The following is a 22,290-nucleotide window of genomic DNA, read 5'->3' on the forward strand; positions in this document are numbered from 1 at the left end:
TTATTGATCGCTCTTCTCTGCAATTTTTTGCAGGTTGGCATTGATCTTAAATAACACGATCAACAGCTCACACCAAATACGTGCCCCAACAGCACCACCAATCAGAATACCTAAACCAACCAGAAAACCACCACCATAGTCGGAAAACATCGCGCCTAAGCCGCTGAAGACCGAAACGGCCAACAAGATCCAATACACCACAGTGATAATTTTTGGCGTCAGCATGGAGTCAAAGAAAAATATACTTTTCATTACGAAGTCCTTTTATACATTGTGTTATCCCAAAAACCCTACGACCTTTACTAGCAGCAAAAATCTGGGTCTTAGCCAGTTCAAATGAACTAACTTGTTTTAAAGTAATAAAAAAAATGATTTATTTCAATAACTTTGTTCGAGAGGTTTTTTTGACGAATGCTCTACATGCCGTAGTTGAACAAGAGCAATTTAACTGAATAAACCCGACTGAAAATATTGTATCATCGCGATTTTAGACATGATCTAACTCTACAAGCGAGTCATCTTTATGTGGCTGAATCAACAGCAAGTTACGGATACTGCGATCCGAGCCTATCGAAAGATTTTAGTCGGATCCAATCCGAATTATGTCGTTATTGATGATTTATTTGATCATGCCAAACTCGATGCCGTCTGCCATATTTTGCAACAACAACAGTGCTGGAAAACGCAAAAGCATACCTATTCTGCTTTGTATGTGAATAATGCAAAATGGCAAAAAACCCCTGACACAGAACGTTTTGTGCAGCGGGACATTTGGGACCGCGCCGCGGGGGCCAGTGCTGACGAACATCCCTGTGCTATAGCTCATGAGTTTTTGTCGTATTTACGTAGCGATGAATTTATGTCTTTGTTATCACGTATCTTTCGTGTGCACATAACGGATATCAACGTGGCAAAACCTGAAATTAATACCAATTATTTTCGCTTAAATGCCAAAGATTTTGTTAACCAACATGCGGATGACTCACCAGGCCGAGAAATTTGTATGCTGCTCTATTTAAATAAAGATTGGCACAACGACAAGGGGGGTGAACTGGTATTTATGGGAAAGAATGATAACCCCGTAACTATCCCGCCTTTGTACAACCGCTGTGTGTTGTTTGACCCTTCGTCAGAGGGTTCTGAGCACTGGGTGAAAGCTGTGAATGGTGAAACTGCAGACAACTATAGGTATAACGTGACCAGTTGGTATTGGTCGGAGTGATGGTTTAGTTGACTCAGGGAGTTTAATAACGGTTTTAGCCCAACATCATGGATTAAAAACACGTCTTTTAGATTGGACAACGAACCCTTTAATTGCACTTTGGTTTGCATGCCAATCAGACTCTGCAGAGAATACTGATGGTTGGATGTATTCCTTGTATACACATGGTGTATGTAATACAGAGGAGATAAACATTTCTCCATTTGATGTAGCGAATACTCTCGCGTTTCAGCCAAGAATCAATAACGATAGAGTCAAAGCTCAATTCGGCTGGTTCACTTTGCATGCATACTCAGAAAAAGATAAGCAGTTTATTCCACTAGAAATTGAGAGAATTAACTATGTCGAAGGTTTTCGAGCGTTTCATTGAATATAAAATTCCATCTTCCAAGAAGAGCTTCTTGTTATATGAGCTTAATATACTTGGAGTAAATGCCAGAACTATATATCCCGACTTATCAGGCCTATGTGCATATTTAAATATGCATAGCTGACAATCTCAGATATCCGAGATAAATTCAAAGACTTGTTACGTATTTATACAGAAAAGCTACTTATGGATAAAAGCTCGGCACTTTAGTTCGCGACAGCAGTACCTCGGGATTATTCCGGGCATCCTGCCCTCCCCCCCTTTGGGGCCGCGCTAAAGCGCGTTCCGGTTTGCTCCCGGCAAACCGGTCGAACAAAGGGTTCGAACCACATCCTCGCTCTCCGGTTTAAATGAAAAAGCCCCGGACTTTCGTCCGGGGCTTTTTCATTTAAACTGGCGGAGAGAGAGGGATTCGAACCCTCGTTAGGGGTTAACCTAAACACACTTTCCAGGCGTGCGCCTTCAGCCACTCAGCCATCTCTCCGAGGCTTGCTACAGCAAGCGCGGCTATCCTATTGAAAATCACCGCGCCGTGCAACTGTTAAATACAAAGCCTTGTTCTTTTGCTGGATTTTTCAGCAAAAGTTGCTGTTAACGCCTTAAGCGTTGCCTTTTACAGGCATTTGCGCTGATTTTGCGAAGTTCAGCATTCTGTCCAGCGGGATTAAGGCTTGTTCGCGTAAATCGGCATCAACAAATATCTCGTGGCCTTCAGACTGCAGTAAAGCGTCCTCAATCGCCTTCAGACCGTTCATCGCCATCCATGGACAATGTGCGCAGCTGCGGCACGTTGCGCCGTTGCCGCCCGTTGGAGCCTCGATAAAGGTCTTCTCTGGCATAGCCTGTTGCATCTTATAAAAAATGCCTCGGTCTGTGGCCACTATAAAGGTATCGTTTGGCATGGTCTGACTGGCTTTAATCAACTGACTGGTTGAGCCCACAGCATCAGCTAAATCCACTACGTTGGCTGGTGATTCAGGATGAACCAGAACAGCGGCGTTTGGATATTGCTTTTTCAGTTCAACCAGCGCTTTGGCTTTAAACTCGTCGTGCACAATACAAGCGCCCTGCCATAACAGCATGTCTGCTCCTGTTTGTTTTTGTACATAAGCGCCCAGATGACGATCTGGGCCCCACAGGATCTTTTTACCTTCGCTGTCTAAGTGCTCGACCACATCCAAAGCAATAGAGGATGTCACCACCCAATCAGCACGGGCCTTTACTGCAGCAGAGGTATTGGCGTAGACCACAACCACGCGATCAGGATGCTCGTCGCAAAAGGCGCTGAACGCATCAGCAGGGCAACCTAAATCCAGTGAACAGGTCGCATCCAGAGTCGGCATTAAGACGGTTTTTTCCGGGTTCAGAATTTTGGCCGTTTCGCCCATAAACTTTACACCGGCCACAATCAAAGTTTTGGCTGAATGCTTATTGCCAAAACGCGCCATTTCCAGCGAGTCGGACACACAACCGCCCGTCTCTTCGGCTAAGGCCTGAATTTCCGGATCAGTGTAATAGTGCGCTACTAATACGGCATCACGTTGCTGTAACAAAAGCTTGATACGTTCTTTGTAGGCAGCTTTTTGATCCGCGTTTAATGGCAAAGGTTTTTTCGGGAATACAAAGTCAAGTTCGTTGAAGTGCAGTGCTTGATCCATAACGGCCACCCGGTTTTAAAAAGTGCGGCATTATACACAAAAAGCTTAGCTTAAAACACTGAGAAGACGATGATTGCATGGTGGGTCATGATGGATTCGAACCATCGACCAACGGATTAAAAGTCCGCTGCTCTACCAGCTGAGCTAATGACCCATGCAAGGAGAATCGAGAAAGTGGTGGGTCATGATGGATTCGAACCATCGACCAACGGATTAAAAGTCCGCTGCTCTACCAGCTGAGCTAATGACCCAAACTAGGGCATCGAAGTGGTGGGTCATGATGGATTCGAACCATCGACCAACGGATTAAAAGTCCGCTGCTCTACCAGCTGAGCTAATGACCCATTTCGATACAAAGTTTGCGCGGGAGTGGTGGGTCATGATGAATTCGAATCATCGACCAACGGATTAAAAGTCCGCTGCTCTACCAGCTGAGCTAATGACCCCTGCCGCGGACGCATATCTTACTTATTTAAATTTCCAGTGCAACCAAAAATTACCAGAAAGGCCATTTTCTTTGTTCAACTGCTTAAAATGACAGCATAAAGCCGGCCGCTTCGGCGAAATCAAAAAATAACAGTATTATTTCTGTACAAAAAACTGCTACGCCTTGGACACTGCCATGATGAGGCGTGTTTTTGCTTTTTGCTATTGCCGCACCTTTTTTTCCTGAAATGGAAAACATTCGTCCATATTTTTCGTTTTCAGTTTTTCCATAACAAATTATATGGAATATTTTTTAACAGCTTCTGGCTCATTAGGAATGATTACAAAATGTAGTGCCTATAAAAAACCCTGGTATTTACCAGGGTCTTTATTCAGCACAGCAATACGCTTACAGAGTCTCTAACTTTGCCTTGGCTGCTTTTGCAGGCTTAGCTTGAGGGTATTTGCTGACTAAAAGCTGATAAAACTGCTTAGCTGCAGCTGTATCCCCTTCTCGTTCTGCCAATTGACCCAACTTAGCCAAAGAGTCAGCTGCTTTTGCAGACTGCGGATACTGAGCTACGACTCGTTCAAACTGGGCTTTGGCTTTCAACAGTTCGTTTTTGGTGAAAAACAACTGGCCTAACCAATAGTAAGAGTTTGGAGCGTAACTGGAATCCGGGTAGGAGCGGACGAAATTCTCGAATGCAGGGATAGCTGCATCATAGGCGCGATCTTTCAGCACCAAATTCACCGCACTTTCGTAAGCATCACTTTCAGATGGACTGGAAGACGCTTCAGCACTGCCTGCAACTGGAGTTTCAGCAGTCTGGGTCTCTCCAGCATTCACCAAAGCCGCAGGATTGCCGATAGGCGCCTGTTCAGCGGGTGTTGTTGGGGTGCTTGGTTGTGTCGGAGTGGTTGAAGCTGAACCAGAAGTGGCACCAGTGCCTAATCTCCGGTCAATTTCCTGATAAATATTGCGTTGTTGCTGCAATATTTCTTCTAATTTGTAGGAATGCATTTCAGTCACGCCACGCAGTTCAGACACTTCGTCTAATAAAGCGGACACTTGCTGTTGCATTGCAACCTGAGCGTTGGCTCTGGCCTCAACAATACGTTCCAGCGCAGCTATACGGTCAGCCGTGGAGGCGTATTTTGGAGTCTGGATAGCGCCACCGCCTGCGCGGGACAGATCGGCTACAGGAGCCGGATCTGCCCACGAGGCAATGCTGATAACAGAAAGCGCAGTAACTAAATATTTTTTCACTGCTTTGCTTCGTATCAGTTATTAGTAAACTAAAACAGCGCGACGGTTTTTAGAGAACGCGCTTTCGTCGTTACCTTCAACAGCTGGTTTCTCTTCGCCGTAGCTAACTACTGACATTTGGCCAGCAGCAACGCCCAGGTTAGCTAAGTATTGAGTCACAGCCTGACCACGACGCTCACCTAACGCGATGTTGTACTCTGGAGTACCACGAGCATCAGTGTGACCTTCAACAGTTACAGTGATGTTAGTGCGAGCGCGTAAGAATGCAGCGTGAGCTTCCAGAACAGAAGCGAATTCTGAACGGATAGCTGACTGGTCGAAGTCGAAGTAAATAGTGTTGTCTTGACGCAGAGCTTCTAATTGCTGACGCAGCAATTCTTCAGCTGACAGGCCTTGTTCAACTACTTGGTTAGTGTTTGCACCAGTGTTTGCATCAGTAGCAGCTACTTCATCAGTTGAGCTACAAGCAGCTAAAGTTAACACTGGCACCGCAACTAACAAGCCTTTTAAAACTTTGTTTAAGTTCATAATTGTTGTCCTTAGTAAATCAATTAACCAAATTTTCGTTTTTTATAAAAATGGTGACCAAGCCGGAGATTTAACTCTGCCGTTTGCCGCCGGTAACCGTGCTTTAAAGCGCCCATCCATGGATACCAGTGCCAGTACTTGTGACGAACCGTACAAAGTACTATAAATTATCATTGAGCCATTTGGCGCAATGCTTGGTGACTCGTCCAGATAAGTGCGAGTCAACACCTGCAAATAGCGACTCTCAACGTCCATGCGGGCGATATTATACTGGCCATTTGTTCTGTTGACCATAACAATACCACGCCCATCTGGAGTATAAGATGCAGCTAAATTCATTTCTCCCTCAAATGTTACCCTTTCAGTCACACCTGAAGCCACATTTACGCTGTAAATTTGTGGATTACCACCACGTTCTGAACTAAAAATAAGTTTAGAACCATCTGGTGACCATGACGGCTCAGTATCAATCCGTCTATGATTTGTAAGCTTTGTCAATACCTTAGTGGCAATATCCATCACATAAACTTCTGCATTGCCATCTTTTGACAACACCATGGCCATTTTTCGACCATCCGGAGACCATTTAGGCGCACCATTGATGCCTTTGAAACTGGTTAATATACTGCGACGGCCTGTATATATATCTTGAATATAAATTTGCGACTGACGTTTCTCGAAAGTCACATAAGCTAATTTAGTTCCGTCTGGTGACCAGGCGGGAGACATCAAAGGCTCTTTCGCTCTTAATAATACCTGCTCGTTTTCACCATCGTAATCAGCTACAACTAATTGATATTTAAAGTCTGCTTTGTCACGTACTAAGACATAGGCTATTTTAGTTAAAAAAGCACCACGTTCACCAGTTAATTTTTCATAGACTATATCACTGATGCGGTGAGCATATTGTCTGAACTGGTCGCCACTGATCGTAGTTTCGCGTGCATCAAGGATGTGAGTTAACCCAGTTGTCAGCTGACCACCAATGATGGCAGAAGACGAACCACCACCTGAAGCACCTTTAAATACGTCAACCAACTCAAAACGCACAGCGTATCTGTTAATTCCAACCTCGCGAATAGTGCCTGTAACTACTGCTTCCACGCCTTGTTTCATCCAGCGCTGATAATCAATTTCTTTGCTGTTGGTAGGCTGCTGCGGCATCCGTGTTGTGGCGATAGGGTTAAACTTACCGCTGCGCATTAAATCTGCAGACACAATATCAGCAATACGTTGATTAGGCAGTGTATTGCCCTCAAACTTAAATGGCACTATAGCGACAGGGCGGGCACTGTCCACACCATCTGTAATGACAATTTCTAAACTGGCATACGATTTTGCACTTAGCACCAGGGCGAACGCCACCAGGCTTTTTCCTATCAACTTCAACATATTGTTATCTCAGTTCTGGTTGTAAAATAGTTGTGATGTCTTTTAATGCATCATATACATCTGGGTCCGGTGACATTGGGAAGTTACCTGCCTTTTGTATTGCACGCATCGCCGATTCACAAAGTGCTCTGTCCCCACCTAAGATAGTGCTGGCAGTAACAAAACCATTGCTGGCCAAACGAATATTTACCCGACACTCTTTGCCACGCATTGTATCGTCTACAAACCAATTTTGTTGGATTTTCGCAACAATCATCGCCAGGTAGCGTTGCTTCTCGGTCAGGATCTGACCAGCTTTCGCTGCACGTCGTGCTTCTGCTTCTTCTTCCAACTGCTCAGCTAACATTTCTTCTGCAGCTTCGCGTTCACGATTCTCTTGCTCTGCTTTGGCTTTTTCAGCCTTTTCTTTGGCAGCTTTCTCTTTAGCTGCCTTTTCTTTAGCTAATTTTTCCTTTTTCTTCTTCTCTATCTCTTGCTGCTTTTTCTTTTCGTCTTCTTTCTTTTTCTTCTCAGCGGCAAGTTTTTGCTGTTTTTCTTTTTCTACAGCCTGTTTTTTCTTTTCTTCAATAGCTTTCTTTTCTGCTATTTCAGCTTCTTTTTTCTCTTGTTCCTGTTTTTTCAGGCGCTGTGCTTCAAGACGTTTTTCGCGCTCTTCCTGCTGCTTTTTCTTTTCCAAATCTTTTTTGCGCTTTTCATCAGCTTTCTTTTTCTGCTGATTTTTTTCTTTCAGTTCATCAAACTGTGACTGGTCGACTGTCGTGGCGTTTAAAGGTGCACTCAAGTCTCCAGCCATAGGTACCACTAAAATTTCTTCATTTTTAAAGAAATTAAAGTTAACAAACAGCAACACAGCTATAAAAACGTGTAAACCACCTGAGATGATCAGCGACTTCTTAAACGCTGGTTCCATCTTAGTTTTGCTCCACATCGTCAGTCATTAAACCAACGGAAGGGGCGCCTGCATCTTTCAACAGATTTAATAATTGGATAATAGCTGCATAGTTCACGCGGCCATCACCTTTAATAATCACTTGAGTACCTGGCTCTACCTGCAAAGTACCGGCTACTTCCATTTGCATTTCCTGAGCGTTAAATGGGCCTTTATTGACACCATCCTTCTCAAAATAATACAAACCACCTTCATCTACTGTAGCAACCAGCGGAGTCTTACCATCTTTCATTTGCTCTATAGGTTCAGCATCTGACTTAGGTAACTCCACTTTTACGCCTTGAGTGATGATCGGCGTCGTCACCATAAAAATAATCAACAGTACCAACATTACGTCGATATAAGGAACAACGTTGATCTCTGCCACCATACGGCGTTTTTTACGGACGTACATTAGTTGTTATCTCCGCTGGCCATCGCCTGACGGTGCAGAATGTTAGCAAACTCTTCGACAAAGTTAGCGTACGCACTTTCCAGCATCTCAACTTTATGAGAGAACTTGTTGTAAGCAATAACCGCTGGTATGGCTGCAAATAAACCTATAGCCGTAGCAATAAGGGCCTCAGCAATACCAGGCGCGACCATAGCTAAAGTGGCCTGTTGCACTGCACCTAAAGCAATAAAGGAGTTCATGATCCCCCAAACAGTACCAAATAAGCCGATATAGGGGCTGATGGAGCCTACAGTAGCCAGAAACGGCAAATGCGTTTCCAGACGTTCTACTTCACGAGACAAGCCAACACGCATCGCACGTTGGGTCCCTTCCATCACGGCGCCAGATTGGCGGCTGCTTTTATGCAAGCGGGCAAACTCTTTGAAACCTGCCTTAAATAAAGCTTCAACACCAGTTACCGTCACTTTGGCGCTGACTTCGTTATAAAGTTTTGACAGATCAATGCCTGACCAAAACTTATCTTCAAATTGCTTTGTTTGTTCTACGGCCTCACTCAGGGCTTTATTGCGCTGAATGATCATGGCCCACGACATCACAGACATGCTCAGCAAAATAAGCATAACCAGCTGTACGACAACACTAGCGTGAAGAATTAAATCAAGAACTGATAGTCCGCCTGTCACCTGATAACACCCCTAAAACATCGCGAGGTATTGCACTCGCTTTCATTAATGATAGTTTTACGCAAGCAATACTAACCTGCGCTGAACAAAGCAATTGTGCATCTGCGTTGTAGATTTCCTGCCAAAATACCAAGCTGGCCTTTTTTAGCTGCCTAATCTCACTTTTTACCAACAAAAGCTGGTTAAACCTTCCCGGCTTATGGTTTTCCATCTGAACACTTTTCACTACAAAACCAATATCCTGACTTAGCAATAGGTCTTGTTCTATGCCTAAACTTCGAAGCCATTCTGTTCTGGCTCTTTCGAAGAATTTCAGATAGTTAGCATAATATACTACGCCACCTGCATCGGTGTCTTCGTAATATACTCGGATCGGAAACTCGAACACCTCAAGCATCATACTGTTTTGCCATCCAAATTGGTCGCTATGATATTGGAGGCCATTGCCGAACTCAACAGGGCGACCCTTACCAGAGTTAAAAATATTTTACTTTTACGGTTAATTTGACTGATTAAAAAAACTCAGGGTCTGATATTCATAAAAAGTTTCCTCTTCACGACAGAAGGGGAAAAAATAGCGACTAACGACCATTTTACTTAGTCAGATAAATTTTGCTCAAAAATTAGTAATTCGGAGAAAATAATCACTTTGTTCAGCACCCCTTAATTTTTAAGGGTTGCCGAGATATCGACCACAAAATAAGATTAAAATTCAAACAAATTAACTATTTATTCAGATTAAAAAATATAATGCGAGATCTCAATTTTTCTAGTTTGAAGTAAATGCACTAACTCCCTAAAATGCCCCCGTGTTCTGAGCTAGCGCAAAAGTTTCGGCCCTTGTGCCCAAACTTTAGTGATGAATACTGGTGATGTGATTATCTGTTCGAAGATGGTCATGTTGCTTCTCAACATGTTCCCTGGATTTTGAAGATTTACTTCAACTTGTTGCATTCGCCCGCTAAATTAGCGGGCTTTTTTTTACATTTTGCTTTCCTGCAAAATGCCCGGTCGGGCCACCGTCGCTTCGCTCCCGTGTTAAAAATCGCTCCAGACGATTTTTTTGCCTGCACCCATGACTCCATCCGGCCAGTGGACAGAGCCACTGGCGCTCAGCCGTGCATCGCCAAACTGTTGGCAATGCTAATTCCGGCTTCGCCCTGCGGGCCATCGTCGTTGCACTCCGATGTTCAAAAAACAGCAGGATAGCTGTTTTTCACAGCTTTAGCTGCCAAAGGTGAACATCATGGACGATGTGAGTGAAAAACGCTCCCGGCGTTTTTACTCGGGCTATCCTTGCCCTCGCCTTATCAGGCCAGCTGAAGCTGTTCAAATTCGTTCCTGACATTTTTACTCGGGCTATCCTTGCCCTCGCCTTATCAGGCCAGCTGAAGCTGTTCAAATTCGTTCCTGACGAATTTGTGTTTAACTGTGATTTTCGATCATTACTCAATTAGATTCAGGTAAATCAAAACCAAAATGTTTGTAGGCTGCAGGGGAAACTATCCGACCTCGTGGTGTGCGTTGGATAAAACCTTGTTGAATTAAAAATGGCTCTATCACATCTTCGATGGTTTCTTTCTCTTCGCCTATAGCTGCCGCTAGGTTATCCAGCCCTACAGGACCACCAGCAAACTTCTCAATGATGCTCAGCATTAACTTACGATCCATATAGTCAAAACCACTGGCGTCTACGTCTACCATATGCAAAGCAGCAGAGGCTATGTCCACTGGCACCAGGCCATTGGATTTGACCTGAGCATAATCCCTGACTCTTCGCAGTAAACGGTTAGCGATACGGGGCGTGCCACGGGAACGACGTGCAATCTCAGTAGCTGCAGGCAGTTCAAGCTCTAAATTCAGATAATGGGCAGAACGTAAAATAATCTGCGCCAGCTCTTCGGTTTTATAAAACTCCAGCCGCTGCACTATGCCAAAGCGATCACGCAGTGGTGAAGTTAAAGCGCCAGCTCTGGTGGTTGCACCTATGAGTGTAAAAGGTGGCAATTCAAGTTTGATAGAACGGGCCGCAGGCCCCTCGCCTATCATAATATCCAGCTGATAATCTTCCATTGCAGGATACAATATCTCTTCCACTACAGGGCTTAAGCGATGGATCTCATCAATAAAAAGCACATCGTTGGGTTCAAGGTTGGTCAGAAGCGCCGCTAAATCACCGGCTTTTTCCAGCACAGGGCCTGAGGTGTTTTTGATATTCACCCCCATTTCATTAGCGACCACCATTGCAAGGGTGGTTTTACCTAAACCCGGCGGGCCGAAGATCAGCAAATGGTCCAGAGGCTCACCACGACCACGGGCGGCTTCGATAAAAATCGCCATCTGCTCTTTGACATGAGACTGCCCTGTGTAATCAGCCAAAGATTTAGGCCGGATGGCACGGTCAATCAGCTCGTCTTCACGACTGGCTTTACTATCGATCAGACGATCGGCTTCTATCATGAGTATTCCTGCTTAAATCTGGTTTAAATCATACTGCGCAGCGCGAGTTTGATCAGCTGCTCGCTGCTCATATCGGCTTGTTTAATTTTTTGCACTGCTTTACTGGCTTGTAATTGACTATACCCCAATGCCACTAACGCACTGATCGCGTCCTGCTCAGCGCTTTCAACCAGTTCAAACGAGTCCACTTCATCGCCAGCCAGCACTAAATGATCAGTGACTGGAGTGCTGATATTTAGCCCCCAGTCTTTTAAGCGGTCACGCATTTCAATCAGTAAACGCTCAGCGGTTTTTTTACCAACGCCCGGTAATTTTACCAAAGTGCTGATATCGTCATGTTGTACGCAGCGGACAAACTGCTGGGCTGACAAGCCGGATAAGATAGTAAGAGCTAACTTCGGCCCTATGCCATTGGCTTTAATCAATTGTCGAAACAAAGCCCGCTCTGTGCTGGTGTGAAACCCATATAGCAGCTGTGCATCTTCGCGCACCACAAAGTGGGTGTAGATCACTGCTTCTTTGCCAACTTCAGGCAACTTATAAAAACTGGTTAAAGGCAGCTGTACTTCGTATCCCACACCTGCCACATCGATTAACAAATCCGGCGCCTGCTTTTCTAAAATAACACCACGTAATAATCCAATCACAGTCAAAAGCTCCGGTATTCAGAAAAAATCAGCGTAGGCGGCCACGCACTGTTTTAGTAGCCTGTCCTGCCATATGCAATAAACTTTGGTGAGTATGCCCGTGACACATAGCCACAGCAAGGGCATCGGCAGCATCGGCTTGTGGATTGCCTGGTAATTTTAATAAGGTGCGGATCATATGCTGCACCTGAGTTTTATCCGCAGCACCAGTACCTACAACAGCTTGTTTGACCTGACGGGCTGAGTACTCAAACACCTCAAGCCCGGCGTTTTTAGCGGCAACTATGGCGGCACCGCGGGCTTGCCCGAGTTTTAAAGCCGAGTCCGGGTTGCGCGCCATAAACACTTGCTCTATTGCAAAAACATCCGGCTGGGTTTGCTGAATAATTTCACTGACACCATCAAAAATTTGTTTCAACCGATCAGGGATATCGTTGAGTGTCAAACGAATACAGCCACTGGCTATGTATTCGAATTTTTGCCCTGTCTGGCGTACAACCCCATAGCCTGTTAACCGGCTGCCGGGGTCAATACCAAGGATGATAGCCATTAAGGCACAAGCGCCATGACGTCATCCGCAATTTCAGCATTGTGGTAGACGTTTTGCACATCGTCGAAATCTTCCAGCATGTCAATCAGCTTAAAAAACTTCACGACATGCTCTGCATCCATTTTAGCTTTCACTGAAGGCACCATGGTAATTTCAGCGTCGTCCGCTACTAACTTTGCGGCCTCTAAAGCTTCACGCACATCGTTAAAACTGTCTGGACTGGTGATGACTTCAATACTGCCATCTTCATGACTGACCACATCTTCAGCACCAGCTTCTAACGCTATGTCCAGCACCTGATCTTCCGATAAACCCGGCGCAAAAGAAATAATGCCTTTTTTACTGAATAAATAACTGACAGAGCCTGCGGTGCCCATATTGCCGTATTTAGTAAAAGCACTGCGTACATCAGCCACTGTACGTTTATGATTGTCGGTCAGCGTTTCAACTACTATAGCTACACCACAAGGGCCATAGCCTTCATATACTAACTCTTCGTAATTGCTACCGTCCTGCTCACCTGCGCCCCGTTTAATAGCCCTGTCTATCGCATCACGCGTCATATTATTCAACAGTGCTTTTGCTACTGCTGTGCGTAACCGTGGATTGGCATCGACATCAGCGCTGATGCGGGCTGACACCGTCAGCTCACGAATCAGTTTGGTGAAAATCTTGACCCGCTTGGCATCCTGACGAGCTTTGCGGTGCTTCATGTTAGCCCATTTACTATGACCAGCCATCAGCATCAAACTCCATTGTTATTATAAAAGTGAAGCGGCCTGAGCCGCTTCAACATACTTCATCAAAAGCGCGCAATAACAGCTTGCGGCACTTCGTCAGTTATTGTTTTTTTACCACCTGAATACCTAGCTCGGCCAATTGAGCCGGATTGGCTTCGCCTGGAGCGTCGGTCAGCGGACAAGCAGCTGTGGCTGTTTTTGGAAAGGCCATTACATCACGAATAGAAGTAGCGCCTGTCATTAACATCACCAAACGGTCTAATCCAAATGCTAAACCAGCATGCGGAGGCGCGCCATAACGTAGGGCTTCCAGTAAGAAACCAAACTTCTCAGCTGCTTCTTCATCGCTGATGCCCAGTAACTGGAATACTTTAGCTTGTACATCTGGCGTGTGGATACGGACAGAACCACCACCTAATTCGGTACCGTTTAACACCATATCGTAGGCATTAGATAACAGCGCTCGGTGATCCAGCTTGTCCATTTCAGTCGCTAAAAACTCAGCTGTGTCCAAAGGAGAAGTGAATGGGTGGTGCACAGCAGAGAAGCTGCCATCATCGTTTTCTTCAAACATTGGGAAGTCAACGACCCACAACGGTTTCCAGCCCTGTACTGTTAAACCTAAATCTTCGCCTAACTTCAAACGTAAAGCGCCCATAGCTTCACAGACTACTTTGTAGCTGTCAGCGCCGAAGAAAATTAAGTCGCCAGTGGTCGCTTCAGTGCGGCTTAAAATTTCGCTGATAATTTCAGGCGTTAAAAACTTGGCAACAGGAGACTGAATGCCTTCAACGCCTGCATTGATGTCGTTCACTTTTAACCAAGCCAGGCCTTTAGCACCGTAAATACCAACAAAAGCTGTGTAATTGTCGATGTCTTTACGCGAAACTTTCTCTGCAGCACCTGGCACTTTTAATGCCACCACGCGGCCTTTTTTATCATTAGCCGGGCCAGAGAATACTTTGAATTCAACATCTTTTAATAAGTCTGCCACGTCTACGAATTGCATAGGGTTACGCAGATCCGGTTTGTCTGAACCGTATAAACGCATGGCTTCGTTGTAGGTCATGCGTGGCATTTTGCCTAAATCGACATTCAACAGCTCGAGGAACATCTGATGCACCATCTGCTCAGTGACTTCCATCACCTGCTCAGAAGTCATGAATGAGGTTTCGATATCGATCTGAGTAAATTCCGGCTGACGGTCAGCACGTAAATCTTCGTCGCGGAAACATTTAACGATTTGGTAATAGCGGTCCAGGCCAGCCATCATCAGCAATTGTTTAAACAACTGAGGCGATTGTGGCAACGCGAAAAATTGACCTTTATGAGTACGGCTTGGCACTAAATAGTCACGCGCACCTTCTGGAGTGGCTTTGGTTAGTATTGGCGTTTCAACATCTAAAAAGCCCTGGCTGTCCATAAAATTACGCACAAAGCTGGTGACTTTAGCGCGGAATTTTAAACGGTCGCTCATCAAAGGACGGCGTAAATCAATATAACGATATTTTAAGCGCTGTTCTTCGCTGTTGTTCTGGTTTGGATCCAGCGGTATTGGCGCAGATTTATTCAGAATAGTCAGGCTGGATGCGTACACTTCCACTTCACCTGTGGCCATCTCGCTGTTGACCTGTGAATCAGGACGGGCACGCACTGTCCCAGTTAATTGCACACAATACTCATTGCGTAAGTCGGCAGCCTGAGTGAATAAGTCAGTTAAATCCGGATCAAAGAATACCTGAACCAGGCCTTCGCGGTCGCGCAGGTCAATAAAAATCAAACCACCTAAGTCACGGCGACGGTTGACCCACCCACACAATGACACCTGTTGACCAATGTTTTCTGCCTTTAATGAACCGCAATAATGGCTACGCATTAACTTATCCTTTCAGTCGAACTTTAATCTGCCTGCGAAAATGAGCGCTAATTATATAGAAAAGACGATTAATGTCACTGCTCTTAGAGCCTGTTGAGGTTGCGAGATTAAATTTTATTTGCCTGAACAGTACTTCAATCGGAAAACCAGGATCGTAAAACACCGATTAGCGACTAAACCTGTATTGGCTTTTGCCCTGCTGCTTGACCTGATACATCAGCTTGTCGGCAGACTTTAATAAAGCCGCAGCATCTGTACCATCATGCGGGTAAATAGCAATGCCGATACTGGCACCTACTGTCGCCTGACAAACCGACAAAGTCAGCGGTTCCTGCAAATAGAGTAAAATTTTCTCAGCCACTATAGCCGCATCATCTCTGTCGACCAGCCCTGTTAATAAAATAACAAACTCGTCGCCACCAAAACGTGCCACAGTATCGGTTTTTCGTACACAATGACTTAGTAAAGCCGACAACTTCACTAGCATTTCATCCCCCAAATCGTGGCCGTATTGATCATTGACCTGTTTAAAGCCGTCTAAATCAATAAACATCAGCGCCAGCATTTCATTGTGACGGGCATGTTGATGCAACGCAGTTTGCAGTCGCTCAACCAACAAACTGCGATTGGGTAGCTGCGTCAAGTCATCGTGGCCAGCCATGAAACGCATTTTTTCTTCAACTTTACGACGTAGCTCAACTTCACGACGTAATGAAAAATTCCAGATCAGGAACCCTATTATGACCAGCAGTAATAAACCCGCAATTTGCAATACCAGCGTCACCACGCGACTTTGGTCCACCCCTTGTTTAATTTCAAGATTTAACCATTTATCCTGTAAGCTTTTTCTGTCTGCATCACTGATAGTTTTAATGCCTTTATTTAGGATCACCAATAATTCGGGTAGATCTTTGTGGACTCCAAAATAAGAAGGATATACCGGTAAATCTGTTGGCAAATAAGCCCGCAAATTAACATAACGGGGGTCACGTACTGCGATTCCTGAAGCAACCACAGTATCCAGTGCAAAGTCAGCCTTGCCCTCCACAACCATCTCCAGCCCTTCTTCTAAGCTATCGACTTCAATTACCTGATGTTGCGGGAAATCTTTTTTCAGCTGTTTGACAAATTGATACTCGCGCATAATGGCGATACGGTGAGAAGACATCTGAGCAACTTTTGCATCAAATTTTGCATCATGCTTCCCAAGCATAATCCACTGCAAAGTCCAGTAATCCAGACTGAAGGCGCTGAAACTGCGTCGCTCTGGCAAGTCGGAAATATTCGCCACCATTTGCAACTTTCCAGCTTTATAGTCAGCCAACAACAGCTCCCAATCGTTGTATGGCTGAGGTACAAATTGCACTTCCAGTCGTTTATTCAGCAGTTTCAATACATCCGACGTTATGCCCTGGGCTTCGCCTTTTTCATCCACAAACTCTACCGGGCGCCAATTGCTCATGACGCCAACTCTAATTTGTTGATGCTGGTTTAGCCACTGTCGTTCTGCCACAGTTAATGGCACTTTGTCACGGAATGTCTGGAAATAGCCGCCAGCCTCTTTGTCCAGCCAACGCTTTTCAATGGCCACCATTTCATCCAGGCTGATTTGCGCAAAACCTCGCTGAATATTTTGGTACAGCTCTTTATCATCAATACGGATCAGAGAATACACAGCAGATTCATAACGAATGCCCGGAAACACTTTAAGACTATGCTGACTGCTGCTCTGCCCCAGCCGATTGCGCACTATTACGTCAGAGGCTAAAAAACCTGTTAACTGTTTTTTTAATACGGCCTCAATCATTTGGTCAACAGTATCAAAGACTTGTAGCCGGATATCAGGAAATTGCTGTTGAACCTGCGGACCAAAGCTGGATGTGTGCAATAAGCCAAGCGTGGCACCTTTTAGCTGTTGCGGATCGGTGAGGACAGATTGGCTATTATAAAATAACGAAGAATAGATATTGTACAAATGGTACGCTGGTTTTAAGCCAGTAAATTTTTCAGCGTTTTCCACCTGAGCCATTTGCACATCAATACGACCTTTACGTAAATAAGCTAATGAATCTTCGGACTGATTAGGTACAAAGCTGATCGCTATACCGGTTTTCTCTGACCATAACCGCCATAAATCAACAAAAATACCCTGTACATCTCCGATGCCGCTGACATGCATATAAGGCTGGTTGCCAATAGAAACCCCTATCAGTAAGGTATTAGGATCGGTATCCACACTCAGCCACTTTCGTTCCAGTTGGTCTCGAAAACTCATATCAACAGCTTCTGCCAGCTGCTTTAAAGCCTGCAACAACTTCGGCTGATCCCGCCTGACGGCAAACGTGAGCTCTATTTTCCGGACCGGTACTTTTTTATACACCGGATAAAATGACATCAGTTCGCGGTAATTGCTGTAACGTGGAGGCAATCGGTCAAGACCAGTAAAAGCTTTTATTTCTCCCTTTAAGGCCGAGTCATACATCTTCGATACTGAATCATAGTGTTTTAACACCAAATCGGATTGCTGCTTTGTCAGGCTATCAATATGAGTAGAACGCTCAACAACCCCCACCAGATGAGGCCTTAAATCAGCCAGATTATGCACTCCGACTAAATCGCGATGCACAAACACATTGCTGAAGATATCCAGATAGCTCTGGCCTAATAAATACTGTTGTTCTCTATCTGCTGTCCGTCCTAACCCCCCATGCAAATCGATAGTCCCTGCATCCAGCATACTCAAGGTATCGGCCCAGTCTGCGGCAATAAATTCGACCTGTACGCCTCGTTGCCCAGCGACTTTGCGCCAGTAGTCCACCACTAAACCTGCGGGTTTGCCCTGCTCGTCAATGAACATGTAAGGATAAGTGTCGCTGGATATACCGATTTTCAGCGATGCAGGAAGCGGACTGACGGCTACAGAGTTTTGGGCCTGAGCAGTACAGCATGTAAATAACACAAACAACAGCAGCAGCTTTTTAATCATGTTCAGGACAGTGATTTTTACCTTGGGTTAAGATGTCGAATACAGCGATAATACGCAATTCATTTATATCAGCACTTTTTATAACGGAAATCGCAGATGCTTTATCTTGGCTGCCCGGTCTGGGCTAACCCTCAGTGGAAAAACCTGATATTTAACAGCAAACTGCAACCGTCCGACTTTCTTGCTAACTATAGTAGGTATTTCAACTCTGTAGAGGGCAATACCAGTTTTTATGCAGACCCATCGGCGCAAACTGTGACACGATGGGCCGAGCAAAGCAGCGAAAACTTTCTTTTTACCTTAAAAGTACCTAAGCGTTTAAGTCATCAGTTCCAGCAGTTTCAGGCGGAAGAATTGCAACTCTGGTTGAATTTGATCGCGCCTCTTACGAACAAACTCGCTTTGGTGCATTTGCAGCTGCCAGCCTTTTTTTCACCACAAAATTTAAGCTGGCTGAAACAGATGCTCAGCAGTTTATGCTCATCTTTTGCTGTGGCCGTTGAAGTGCGTCATCCGGTATTTTTTGATAAAGCAGAGCATGAAATCACCCTAAACCGTTTATTACGTGACTTCGATGCCGAGCGGGTGATATTTGACAGCAGAGCATTATTTTCTGTGCCAGCCACTAATGCAGCTTTGCTGGATGCGCAGCGCAAAAAGCCTTACCTGCCTGTGCATGCGGTGGCGTTAACGAAGCAGCCAATGCTGCGTTTTGTAGGCACGGACGATATGGCGGTGAATCAGCATTATTATCAGCCCTGGCTGGGTAAAGTGCGGCAGTGGCTGGATGAAGGAAAAACTCCTTTTTGTTTTTTCCATAGCCCGGATAATTTAACAGCGCCGGTTTTGGCGCGGCAGTTTGTAATGGATTTGGGTATAGAACACCCAATACTGGCGCCCTGGGCGCAGGATCAAACTCAGCTAAGCTTGCTTTGATTTCGTCTTGAAGTTGAAATACGTTAAACTATCCGCCAATTACAGGTATGAAGTTGTTCCACTGATGCAAAAAGATCATATTTACGCCGACCCTCTGGGCCATATTCAGGATTTTTGTTTTGACTCCGCCGTGGTAGATGTCTTTCCGGACATGATTCAACGCTCTGTGCCTGGCTATCAAACTATCATTCAGACCATAGGTAAACTGACCAGCCGTTTTCAGCAAGCTGACAGCAACTATTACGATTTGGGCTGCTCTTTGGGCGCCGCCAGTTTAGCCATGCGCCGCCAGATCACAGAACCTGGTTGTCAGTTGATTGGCGTCGATAACAGTGCCGCTATGGTCGAACGTTGCACCAGTCATTTACAGGCCTTTCGCTCTGACGTACCGGCTACTGTTCTACTAGCTGATATCCGCGATATTCCTATGGAAAACGCTGCGATGGTGGTCAGTAATTTCACCCTGCAGTTTTTAGCTAAAGAAGACAGAGCCCGCCTGATTGAGCGAATCTACAAAGCGCTCAAGCCTGGTGGTATTTTTGTATTGTCGGAAAAAATTATCGAAACTGATGAAACCACTCATGAGCTGTTGATTGATTTGCACCATGATTTTAAGCGCTCCAATGGCTATAGCGAGCTGGAGATCAGTCAAAAACGCACAGCACTTGAAAATGTAATGCGCCCTGACAGCCTGGCCGAACATAAAGCTCGACTGTCCGCTGCAGGTTTTGAACATATCAGTTTATGGTTCCAGTGTTTTAACTTCTGCTCTATGGTGGCCATTAAAGCAGAGGCGCAGCGATGAGCCGTTTTCAGAGTTTTTATCAACAAATAGCAGGCAATAAACTACTGCACTGGCTGGAGACCCTGCCCTCTCAGCTGAAAAGCTGGGAACAAGAGGCTTTACATGGTGACTTTAAGCAGTGGCAAAAAGTACTGGATCACTTGCCTGTTGCAGCCAAAAGCTGTGTCGAACTAAAAACTAAAGTCGAATTTGGCCAGCCAGATGAGCTGAATGATGGCCAAAAACAACGCCTGGAATTCTTGTTACGCCAGTTAATGCCATGGCGCAAAGGCCCTTTTACAGTGCATGGGTTAAGCATAGATACAGAATGGCGCTCCGACTGGAAATGGGACCGAGTATTGCCTCATATCAGCCCACTTCAACACAGAACAGTGCTGGATGTCGGCTGTGGCAGTGGTTATCACTTGTGGCGCATGAAAGGCGAAGGAGCAGAGTTTGTTGTAGGCATAGACCCTTCACAGCTGTTTTATTGCCAATTTGAAGCTATTAAACATTTTAATCCTGATCCTACAGTGCATTTATTGCCGGTCGGCATAGACGATATGCCGGCCCTAAAAGCTTTTGATACCGTTTTTTCAATGGGCGTGTTGTATCACCGTCGCTCCCCCATCGACTTTTTAGCCCAATTAAAACAGCAACTGCGCCCTGGTGGCGAACTGGTACTGGAAACCTTAGTGATTGAAGGCGATGAGCAAGCCGTATTAGTGCCCACAGATCGCTACGCAAAAATGCGGAATGTCTGGTTTATCCCAAGCACTGCAGCTTTATTACTTTGGCTGCAGCGGGTTGGATTTAAAGACGCCAAAGTGGTGGATTTGTCGGTGACCAGTCTGGATGAACAACGCAAAACCAGCTGGATGGAAAACGAAAGTCTGATTGATTTTCTTGACCCAACTGATCATAGTAAAACCATTGAAGGTTACCCGGCACCGCTTCGCGCTGTGATTGTAGCTCAGGTTTAATCGAAAGGATTTTCAATGCCATACCGCCCCAAGTCAACCATGGAACAATGGCGCATACTGCAAGCAGTTGTGGATGCAGGCGGGTATGCGCAAGCAGCCGATTTGCTGAATAAAAGTCAGTCTTCACTGAATCATGCTGTCGCCAAATTGCAGTACCAGTTAGGTGTAGAACTGCTGGAAGTCAAAGGCCGTAAAGCCTTTTTAACTTCAGCTGGCGAAGTGATGTTACGCCGCTCGCGCTTGTTAACTCAACAAATTGAAGATCTGGAGCTGTTAGCTTCTAATATTAATGTAGGCTGGGAGCCTGAAATTCGCATCGCGGTTGAGCTGGTCTATCCAAAACAAATACTGTACCGCGCCCTGGCAAAATTTCATCCTGTATCCCGTGGCAGTCGTATTCAGATTATAGATACCGTGATCACGGGCTCTACGGAAATGATACTGGAGCATAAAGCAGATTTAGTCATAGCCGCCTCTCCAAGCGTGCCTAAAGGCTATATAGGTGAACCTCTGACTGTGATTCAAATGATACCGGTCGTAGGAAAAGACCACCAGTTGGCGCAGCAACCAGAATTGGATTTAAATGAACTAAGCCAATACTTACAAATTGTGATCCGAGATACCGCCAGCAAACCCAAAGATGTAGGCTGGTTGCGCGCCGAACAACGCTGGACAGTGAATAATTTTTTTGAAGCTGTAGATATTTTGAAAAACGGTATTGGTTTCTGCTGGTTACCTGAATTTCTGATCTGCGATTTAATACAAAATGGTACTTTGGCGCGACTTACAATAGCGCAAAGCTCAGCACGGGCCGTACCTTTAGCTTTGGTTACACCTAAAGAAGAAACATTAGGGCCTGGCAGCCGTCAATTACGTGAGCTGCTGCTAGCCGAACATAAAGTTTAATAGCCGGGGAATAGCATGAACAAGCAAGAGTTAACTGAATTAATGAAAGTCACTGCGCAGGATGCAGTGGTGTACTCCGCTGAAGAACATCAGGTTTTGCTCGATTTCAGTCTGGATAGCCTGACAAAAGTCGACGAGATCCTCAGTGAGCTGTATATACGCCAGCAAGAACAACGCCATGCCGACGAACTGCTGTTTACTTTGTCCAATGTGTTTGGCGCTTATACAGGTGAGGTTTTTATTCACCATGTAGGTGGTGAGTGGTATCACGATGAGTCCACTCCAGACGCGCCTTACATTTGTGTGCGTTACAACGGCAAAGAGTTTCCTTTTGCATCTCTGGTTTATCATCAGATTGCCAAAACACCAAGTGCCAGCTTACGTAATTATGTGGCTCAGGCCATGAGTAATGCGATGCAATAATACTGCTTTGTAACAAGGCACAACTGAGCATTCAAAAATGCGAAGCAGTAAATCCTTTTGTCTGGCGGCGTTACAAGGTAAAATGCCGCCAATTTTTTTGGACCTTC

At 45.2% G+C, this 22,290-nt stretch carries 22 protein-coding genes and 5 tRNA genes; 7 read left to right on the forward strand and 20 right to left on the reverse strand.

The features are described 5' to 3' along the window. A complete protein-coding gene (locus tag EK374_RS13325; protein ID WP_127024466.1) occupies positions 1-252 on the reverse strand; it encodes a DUF4282 domain-containing protein in 252 nt (83 codons plus the stop codon). 271 nt (positions 253-523) lie between these two features. Between EK374_RS13325 and EK374_RS13330 the strand changes: the two genes are divergently transcribed. After that, positions 524-1,222, forward strand: coding sequence for a 2OG-Fe(II) oxygenase (locus tag EK374_RS13330; RefSeq protein WP_127024469.1), 699 nt, complete (start codon positions 524-526; stop codon positions 1,220-1,222). Positions 1,223-1,247: 25 nt separating this feature from the next. Then, a complete protein-coding gene (locus EK374_RS21145; RefSeq protein ID WP_407691859.1) occupies positions 1,248-1,592 on the forward strand; it encodes an FRG domain-containing protein in 345 nt (114 codons plus the stop codon). A 394-nt stretch (positions 1,593-1,986) separates the two neighbouring features. Here the strand turns inward: EK374_RS21145 and EK374_RS13340 are convergent. The 19 genes from EK374_RS13340 to EK374_RS13430 all read right to left on the reverse strand — a co-directional run bounded on the left by EK374_RS13340 (position 1,987) and on the right by EK374_RS13430 (position 18,151). Beyond that, positions 1,987-2,076: transfer RNA gene (locus tag EK374_RS13340), tRNA-Ser, on the reverse strand. A 115-nt stretch (positions 2,077-2,191) separates the two neighbouring features. Then, entirely contained in the window at positions 2,192-3,250 is a 1,059-nt protein-coding gene (gene nadA, locus EK374_RS13345) for a quinolinate synthase NadA (RefSeq protein ID WP_127024472.1), read from the reverse strand. Between the two features lie 78 nt (positions 3,251-3,328). Then, positions 3,329-3,404: transfer RNA gene (locus tag EK374_RS13350), tRNA-Lys, on the reverse strand. Positions 3,405-3,425: 21 nt separating this feature from the next. Continuing rightward, a tRNA-Lys gene (locus EK374_RS13355) sits at positions 3,426-3,501 on the reverse strand. 17 nt (positions 3,502-3,518) lie between these two features. Next, positions 3,519-3,594 (reverse strand) — tRNA-Lys (locus EK374_RS13360). A 26-nt stretch (positions 3,595-3,620) separates the two neighbouring features. Further along, positions 3,621-3,696, reverse strand: a tRNA-Lys gene (locus tag EK374_RS13365). 389 nt (positions 3,697-4,085) lie between these two features. Next, positions 4,086-4,946: a tol-pal system protein YbgF gene (ybgF, locus tag EK374_RS13370; protein ID WP_127024475.1), complete on the reverse strand. Its 861-nt coding sequence runs from the start codon at positions 4,944-4,946 to the stop codon at positions 4,086-4,088. 21 nt (positions 4,947-4,967) lie between these two features. Beyond that, positions 4,968-5,474 (reverse strand): peptidoglycan-associated lipoprotein Pal, encoded by a 507-nt coding sequence (gene pal / locus EK374_RS13375; protein WP_046520642.1) that lies wholly within the window; start codon positions 5,472-5,474, stop codon positions 4,968-4,970. Between the two features lie 42 nt (positions 5,475-5,516). Beyond that, on the reverse strand, positions 5,517-6,839 hold the full coding sequence (tolB, locus tag EK374_RS13380; protein WP_233280252.1) for a Tol-Pal system beta propeller repeat protein TolB: 1,323 nt from the start codon (positions 6,837-6,839) through the stop codon (positions 5,517-5,519). A 31-nt stretch (positions 6,840-6,870) separates the two neighbouring features. Further along, positions 6,871-7,776, reverse strand: coding sequence for a cell envelope integrity protein TolA (gene tolA, locus EK374_RS13385; RefSeq protein ID WP_164731876.1), 906 nt, complete (start codon positions 7,774-7,776; stop codon positions 6,871-6,873). A gap of 1 nt (position 7,777) precedes the next feature. After that, positions 7,778-8,209 carry a protein TolR gene (tolR, locus tag EK374_RS13390; RefSeq protein ID WP_127024484.1) on the reverse strand — a complete coding sequence of 144 codons (432 nt, stop codon included), beginning with the start codon at positions 8,207-8,209 and terminating at the stop codon, positions 7,778-7,780. Then, positions 8,209-8,829, reverse strand: a complete 621-nt coding sequence (gene tolQ / locus EK374_RS13395) for a protein TolQ (RefSeq protein ID WP_325049660.1) — start codon at positions 8,827-8,829, stop codon at positions 8,209-8,211. Before tolQ ends, tolR begins: the two co-directional genes overlap by 1 nt. Positions 8,830-8,866: 37 nt before the next feature. Next, entirely contained in the window at positions 8,867-9,292 is a 426-nt protein-coding gene (gene ybgC, locus EK374_RS13400; RefSeq protein ID WP_127024490.1) for a tol-pal system-associated acyl-CoA thioesterase, read from the reverse strand. 1,049 nt (positions 9,293-10,341) lie between these two features. After that, positions 10,342-11,352, reverse strand: coding sequence for a Holliday junction branch migration DNA helicase RuvB (ruvB, locus tag EK374_RS13405; protein WP_127024493.1), 1,011 nt, complete (start codon positions 11,350-11,352; stop codon positions 10,342-10,344). 23 nt (positions 11,353-11,375) lie between these two features. Beyond that, complete coding sequence (gene ruvA / locus EK374_RS13410; RefSeq protein WP_127024496.1) at positions 11,376-11,999, reverse strand: Holliday junction branch migration protein RuvA; 624 nt, start codon at positions 11,997-11,999, stop codon at positions 11,376-11,378. A gap of 28 nt (positions 12,000-12,027) precedes the next feature. Beyond that, positions 12,028-12,549, reverse strand: coding sequence for a crossover junction endodeoxyribonuclease RuvC (ruvC, locus tag EK374_RS13415; protein WP_046520634.1), 522 nt, complete (start codon positions 12,547-12,549; stop codon positions 12,028-12,030). Beyond that, the gene (locus EK374_RS13420) at positions 12,549-13,289 is read right to left on the reverse strand and encodes a YebC/PmpR family DNA-binding transcriptional regulator (RefSeq protein ID WP_127024499.1); all 741 of its coding nucleotides are present in this window, start codon (positions 13,287-13,289) and stop codon (positions 12,549-12,551) included. Before EK374_RS13420 ends, ruvC begins: the two co-directional genes overlap by 1 nt. A 100-nt stretch (positions 13,290-13,389) precedes the next feature. Continuing rightward, on the reverse strand, positions 13,390-15,165 hold the full coding sequence (gene aspS / locus EK374_RS13425; protein ID WP_127024502.1) for an aspartate--tRNA ligase: 1,776 nt from the start codon (positions 15,163-15,165) through the stop codon (positions 13,390-13,392). A gap of 166 nt (positions 15,166-15,331) precedes the next feature. Then, entirely contained in the window at positions 15,332-18,151 is a 2,820-nt protein-coding gene (locus EK374_RS13430) for a transporter substrate-binding domain-containing protein (protein WP_127024505.1), read from the reverse strand. A 96-nt stretch (positions 18,152-18,247) separates the two neighbouring features. Between EK374_RS13430 and EK374_RS13435 the strand changes: the two genes are divergently transcribed. The 5 genes from EK374_RS13435 to EK374_RS13455 all read left to right on the forward strand — a co-directional run bounded on the left by EK374_RS13435 (position 18,248) and on the right by EK374_RS13455 (position 22,183). Further along, positions 18,248-19,087 carry a DUF72 domain-containing protein gene (locus EK374_RS13435; RefSeq protein WP_127024508.1) on the forward strand — a complete coding sequence of 280 codons (840 nt, stop codon included), beginning with the start codon at positions 18,248-18,250 and terminating at the stop codon, positions 19,085-19,087. 64 nt (positions 19,088-19,151) lie between these two features. Continuing rightward, on the forward strand, positions 19,152-19,892 hold the full coding sequence (gene cmoA, locus EK374_RS13440; RefSeq protein ID WP_127024511.1) for a carboxy-S-adenosyl-L-methionine synthase CmoA: 741 nt from the start codon (positions 19,152-19,154) through the stop codon (positions 19,890-19,892). Beyond that, on the forward strand, positions 19,889-20,854 hold the full coding sequence (cmoB, locus tag EK374_RS13445; protein ID WP_127024514.1) for a tRNA 5-methoxyuridine(34)/uridine 5-oxyacetic acid(34) synthase CmoB: 966 nt from the start codon (positions 19,889-19,891) through the stop codon (positions 20,852-20,854). The genes cmoA and cmoB overlap by 4 nt, the downstream gene beginning before the upstream one ends. Positions 20,855-20,869: 15 nt before the next feature. Then, on the forward strand, positions 20,870-21,760 hold the full coding sequence (locus EK374_RS13450; protein WP_127024517.1) for a LysR family transcriptional regulator: 891 nt from the start codon (positions 20,870-20,872) through the stop codon (positions 21,758-21,760). Positions 21,761-21,775: 15 nt separating this feature from the next. Then, entirely contained in the window at positions 21,776-22,183 is a 408-nt protein-coding gene (locus tag EK374_RS13455) for a hypothetical protein (protein WP_127024521.1), read from the forward strand. Positions 22,184-22,290 lie beyond the last annotated feature (107 nt).

Source organism: Rheinheimera mangrovi, from assembly GCF_003990335.1.
GTDB classification, from domain to species: Bacteria; Pseudomonadota; Gammaproteobacteria; order Enterobacterales; family Alteromonadaceae; genus Pararheinheimera; species Pararheinheimera mangrovi.

Coding starts and splice junctions, on each gene's coding strand:
- EK374_RS13325 (WP_127024466.1), bottom strand. CDS start 252: ATGAAAAGTATATTTTTCTTTGACTCCATGCTGACGCCAAAAATTATC.
- tolR (WP_127024484.1), bottom strand. CDS start 8,209: ATGTACGTCCGTAAAAAACGCCGTATGGTGGCAGAGATCAACGTTGTT.
- cmoA (WP_127024511.1), top strand. CDS start 19,152: ATGCAAAAAGATCATATTTACGCCGACCCTCTGGGCCATATTCAGGAT.
- ybgC (WP_127024490.1), bottom strand. CDS start 9,292: ATGATGCTTGAGGTGTTCGAGTTTCCGATCCGAGTATATTACGAAGAC.
- pal (WP_046520642.1), bottom strand. CDS start 5,474: ATGAACTTAAACAAAGTTTTAAAAGGCTTGTTAGTTGCGGTGCCAGTG.
- nadA (WP_127024472.1), bottom strand. CDS start 3,250: ATGGATCAAGCACTGCACTTCAACGAACTTGACTTTGTATTCCCGAAA.
- aspS (WP_127024502.1), bottom strand. CDS start 15,165: ATGCGTAGCCATTATTGCGGTTCATTAAAGGCAGAAAACATTGGTCAA.
- ruvC (WP_046520634.1), bottom strand. CDS start 12,549: ATGGCTATCATCCTTGGTATTGACCCCGGCAGCCGGTTAACAGGCTAT.
- tolQ (WP_325049660.1), bottom strand. CDS start 8,829: ATGCTTATTTTGCTGAGCATGTCTGTGATGTCGTGGGCCATGATCATT.
- EK374_RS13450 (WP_127024517.1), top strand. CDS start 20,870: ATGCCATACCGCCCCAAGTCAACCATGGAACAATGGCGCATACTGCAA.
- EK374_RS13430 (WP_127024505.1), bottom strand. CDS start 18,151: ATGATTAAAAAGCTGCTGCTGTTGTTTGTGTTATTTACATGCTGTACT.
- EK374_RS13435 (WP_127024508.1), top strand. CDS start 18,248: ATGCTTTATCTTGGCTGCCCGGTCTGGGCTAACCCTCAGTGGAAAAAC.
- tolA (WP_164731876.1), bottom strand. CDS start 7,776: ATGGAACCAGCGTTTAAGAAGTCGCTGATCATCTCAGGTGGTTTACAC.
- EK374_RS13455 (WP_127024521.1), top strand. CDS start 21,776: ATGAACAAGCAAGAGTTAACTGAATTAATGAAAGTCACTGCGCAGGAT.
- ruvB (WP_127024493.1), bottom strand. CDS start 11,352: ATGATAGAAGCCGATCGTCTGATCGATAGTAAAGCCAGTCGTGAAGAC.
- EK374_RS13420 (WP_127024499.1), bottom strand. CDS start 13,289: ATGGCTGGTCATAGTAAATGGGCTAACATGAAGCACCGCAAAGCTCGT.
- EK374_RS13330 (WP_127024469.1), top strand. CDS start 524: ATGTGGCTGAATCAACAGCAAGTTACGGATACTGCGATCCGAGCCTAT.
- cmoB (WP_127024514.1), top strand. CDS start 19,889: ATGAGCCGTTTTCAGAGTTTTTATCAACAAATAGCAGGCAATAAACTA.